Genomic DNA, 4,412 nt, shown 5'->3' with positions numbered 1-4,412 from the left:
CGTCCATTGGGGGGCATGTGCAGATTAGGTTTCTGTCGCCATATGCGTTGTCGACGCGGTTTACGGGGGACCAGTATTTGTCGACGCCCATGGAGCCTGGGGGGAAGCAGGCCTGTTCGCGGCTGTAGGGCCGGTCCCAGTCACCGACCAGATCGCGCACCGTGTGGGGGGCGTTTTTCAGCGGGTTGTTCTCCGCGTCGATCTTGCCGTCGATGATGTCCTGCGCTTCGGCCCGGATGGACAGCATGGCGTCGCAGAAGCGGTCCAGCTCATCCTTGGGTTCAGATTCCGTGGGCTCAACCATCAGGGTTCCGGCCACCGGCCAGGACATGGTGGGCGCGTGGAAGCCGCTATCGACCAGACGCTTGGCGATGTCGTCAACGCTGACCTGTGCCGCCTCGTCCAGCGGACGGGTGTCGAGGATGCATTCATGCGCCACACGACCCGTTTCCGAGGTGTAGAGGATGGGATAGGCATCCTGCAGACGCGCCGCGATGTAGTTGGCGTTCAGGATCGCCACCTTGGTCGCCTGCGTCAGACCCGCGCCGCCCATCAGCAGCACATAGGCCCAGCTGACCGGCAGAATGGACGGCGAGCCGAAGGGAGCGGCCGAGACCGGACCCACGGCGGTGCCGTATTCCGGGTGGCCGGGCAGGTGTTCCTCCAGATGCGCCTTGACGCCGATCGGGCCCATGCCGGGGCCGCCGCCGCCATGCGGGATGCAGAAGGTCTTGTGCAGGTTCAGGTGGCTGACGTCGCCGCCAATGTCACCCGGACGCGAGAGACCCACCATGGCGTTCATGTTGGCGCCGTCGATATAGACCTGACCGCCGTGATCATGGGTGATCTGGCAGACCTCCTGAACGGTGGTCTCGAACACGCCATGGGTGGACGGATAGGTGATCATGCAGGCGGCCAGATGATCGGAATGCTTCTCGGCCTTGGCGCGGAAGTCATTCAGGTCAATGTTGCCGTTCTCATCAGCCTGCACCGGCACAACCTGATAGCCCACCATCTGCGCCGAGGCCGGGTTGGTGCCATGCGCCGAGGTCGGGATCAGGCAGACATTGCGGTGTGCCTCACCCCGCGCGGCGTGATAGTTGCGGATGGTCAGCAGGCCCGCATATTCGCCCTGCGCACCCGAGTTGGGCTGCTGGCTGATCGCGTCATAGCCGGTGATCTGGCACAGCTTGTCGTTCAGATCGTCGATCATCTCATGATAGCCCCGCGCCTGATCTTCGGGGCAGAACGGGTGCAGATTGCCGAACTCGGGCCAGGTGACCGGGATCATCTCGATCGTGGCATTCAGCTTCATGGTGCAGGACCCCAGCGGAATCATCGCCCGGTCCAGCGCCAGATCGCGGTCGGCCAGACGGCGCATGTAGCGCGTGATCTCTGCCTCGGCCCGGTTCTTGTGGAAGATCTCGTGGGTCAGGTACGGGCTTTCGCGCAGCGCGTAATCGGGCAGGCGATAGACTTTGTTTGAGCTGTCATCGGTGCGATCGATGCCGAAGGCGCCCCAGACGGCCTCGATGGTCTCGGGGCGGGTCTGTTCGTCCAGGCTGATGCCGACCTTGGTCTCGCCGACCTTGCGCAGGTTCACACCGCGCGCCACCGCGGCCTCCATGACGACATTCTGCAGGTGGCCGACCTCAACCGTGATGGTGTCGAAGAACACCTCTGGCTCGACGGCAAAGCCTGCCTCTTCCAGGCCGGCGGCCAGACGCGAGGTCTTGCGGTGCACCGATTGCGCGATGGCCTTGATGCCGTCGGGGCCGTGATAGACCGCATACATCGAGGCAATCACCGCCAAGAGCGCCTGCGCGGTGCAGACATTCGAGTTGGCCTTCTCGCGGCGAATGTGCTGCTCACGCGTCTGCAGCGCCAGGCGGTAAGCCTTGTTGCCGCGCGCGTCGATCGACACACCGATGATCCGGCCCGGCATGGAGCGCTTCAGCTTGTCGGTGGTCGCCATGTAAGCGGCGTGCGGCCCGCCATAGCCCATCGGAACACCAAAGCGCTGGGTCGAGCCGATGGCAATATCCGCGCCCATCTCACCGGGCGATTTCAGCAGCGCCAGCGACAGGATGTCGGCGGCGACGATGGCGATGGCTTTGTGCTCATGCAGCGCCGCAATCTCGTTGGTGAAGTCGCGCACATGGCCGTGGGTGCCGGGATACTGGAAGATTGCGCCAAAGACCGATCCCGCATCCAGCGTGTCCGGGTCGGCGACCTGCACGTCGATGCCCAGAGGCTCGGCGCGCGTTTTGATGACTGCGATGGTCTGCGGGTGGCAGTTCTTGTCCACGAAGAAGGCCGCGTTGTTGGCCTTTGACCGGCCACCACGCTTGGCCATCGCCATGGCTTCGGCCGCCGCAGTGGCTTCGTCCAGGAGCGAGGCGTTGGCCACGTCCAGACCGGTCAGGTCGCTGACCATGGTCTGGAAGTTCAGCAGCGCCTCAAGCCGGCCCTGGCTGATCTCGGGCTGGTAGGGCGTATAGGCGGTGTACCAGGCCGGGTTTTCCAGGATGTTGCGCAGGATCGGCGCCGGCGTGGTGGTGCCATAATAGCCCTGACCGATCAGCGAGGTCAGAACCTTGTTCTTGCTCGCCACCTCTTTCATGTAAAAGAGCGCATCGCGTTCGGTCATCGCCGGACCCCAGTCCAGCGGCTCTTTTTGCCGGATCGCAGGCGGGACGGTGGCGTCGATCAGCTGGTCCAGCGTCTTGAAGCCAATCACCTTGAGCATGTCGCGCATTTCCGTCGGGCTGGGCCCGATATGGCGGCGGTTGGCGAAGTCATAGGCTTCGTAATCAGTCAGTTTGAAGGCCATAGGTCATGCTCCTCAGGGAATGTCTCGCCCGGCCGCTCTGGCAGGAGCCTCCGGCGGGGATATTTTTAGCCAGATGAAGGGGCGGATCCGCGAAAGGACCCGCCGTTTGGGTTTACCCGATCAGGGCCTTGTAGCCGTCCAGATCCATCAGATCCTCCAGCTGCGCGGCATCCGCGATCTTGATCTTGTAGATCCAGGCTTCGCCCTCGGGGTCTTCGTTCAGCGCGCCGGGGTTGTCGGCCAGCGCTTCGTTCACTTCCGTGATCTCGCCATCGACCGGGGCATAAAGCTCGGAGGCGGCCTTGACGGATTCGATCACGCCGATCTCGCCGCCTTTTTCAAACTCATCGCCTGCTTCCTGCTGCTCCACGAACACCACGTCGCCCAGCTGTTCAGCCGCGTGCTTGGTGATGCCCAGAGTGGCCGTGTCGCCTTCGACGGTCAGCCATTCATGCTCTTCGGAATAATAGGTTGCCATGTTGTCTCTCTCCTGACTTCAACGCTTGTAATTCTGTTTGACGAAGGGCAGCGCCACGATCTGCGCCGGCTGCGGCTTGCCCCGGATGATCAGGTTCACCGTCTCGCCCGGCTCACCGTGGCCCTTGGAAACATAGCCCATCGCCACCGGTCCGCCGACCGTGGGGCCAAATACGCCCGAGGTGATCTGACCGATCGTATTGCCCTCGGCGCACTGGATTTCCACGCCCTGACGCGCTGGAGCGCGGCCATCGGGCTTGATGCCAACCAGCTTTTTAGCAGGGCCTTCGGCCAGTTCCTTCTGCACGCGGTCTGCGCCCGGAAAGCCGCCTTCTTCCTTGCGGCGCTTCTGGATCGACCAGCCGAGGCTGGCCTCAATCGGCGAGGTGCTCTGATCGATGTCATTGCCATAGAGGCACAGACCCGCCTCAAGCCGCAGGCTGTCGCGCGCGCCCAGACCGGCCGCTTCGCAATCCTCATGCGCCAGGAACGCCTTGCTGACCTCGATCGCCTTGTCCTCGGGGATCGAGATCTCGTACCCGTCCTCACCGGTGTAGCCCAGACGCGAGATGCGGCAGTCTACGCCGTTGATCGGGGCCTCAGTGGTTTCCATGAACTTCAGGTCGCGGGCGGCAGGGCAAAGATCACCCACAACGTTTTCCGCTGCAGGACCTTGGACCGCCACCAGCGCGCGGTCGAAGATCTCGGTCACTTCGACGCCGTCAAGGTGTTCCCGCATATGCGGAATGTCCTGATGGCGCAGCGCCGCGTTCACCACCACGAAATAGTAATCGCCCGCATTCGACACGATCAAATCGTCCATGATCCCGCCATCCGCGTTGGTAAAGAACCCGTACCGCGCCTTGCCCGGCTTCAGGGTCGCGTAGGCCTGCGGGCACAAAGCTTCCAGCTTCTCACCCACATTCTCACCGCGCAGGATCACCTGACCCATATGAGACACATCAAACAACGCCGCCTTCTCACGACACTGCTTATGCTCCCCCATAATCCCCAAAGGATACTGAACAGGCATCTCCCACCCAGCAAAATCAACAAGCTTACCGCCGAGTTCGACGTGCAAGTCATACAAGGGGGTGCGTTT

At 62.7% G+C, this 4,412-nt stretch carries 3 protein-coding genes; all 3 read right to left on the bottom strand.

From position 1 onward, the window contains the following. The coding region (gcvP, locus tag AC2FJC_RS23740) for an aminomethyl-transferring glycine dehydrogenase (RefSeq protein WP_496742178.1) at nt 1–2,833 on the bottom strand (2,833 nt) is incomplete at its 3' end. Between the two features lie 112 nt (nt 2,834–2,945). After that, nucleotides 2,946–3,311, bottom strand: a complete 366-nt coding sequence (gene gcvH / locus AC2FJC_RS23735; protein ID WP_058271403.1) for a glycine cleavage system protein GcvH — start codon at nt 3,309–3,311, stop codon at nt 2,946–2,948. A gap of 18 nt (nt 3,312–3,329) precedes the next feature. Then, on the bottom strand, nt 3,330–4,412 hold a 1,083-nt coding region (gcvT, locus tag AC2FJC_RS23730; RefSeq protein ID WP_496742176.1), incomplete at its 5' end, for a glycine cleavage system aminomethyltransferase GcvT.

It is taken from the genome of Ruegeria sp. CDSB117 (assembly GCF_059611005.1).
Note: the sequence above shows the minus strand (reverse complement) of the source record. Positions and strands in the feature narration are given on the sequence as shown.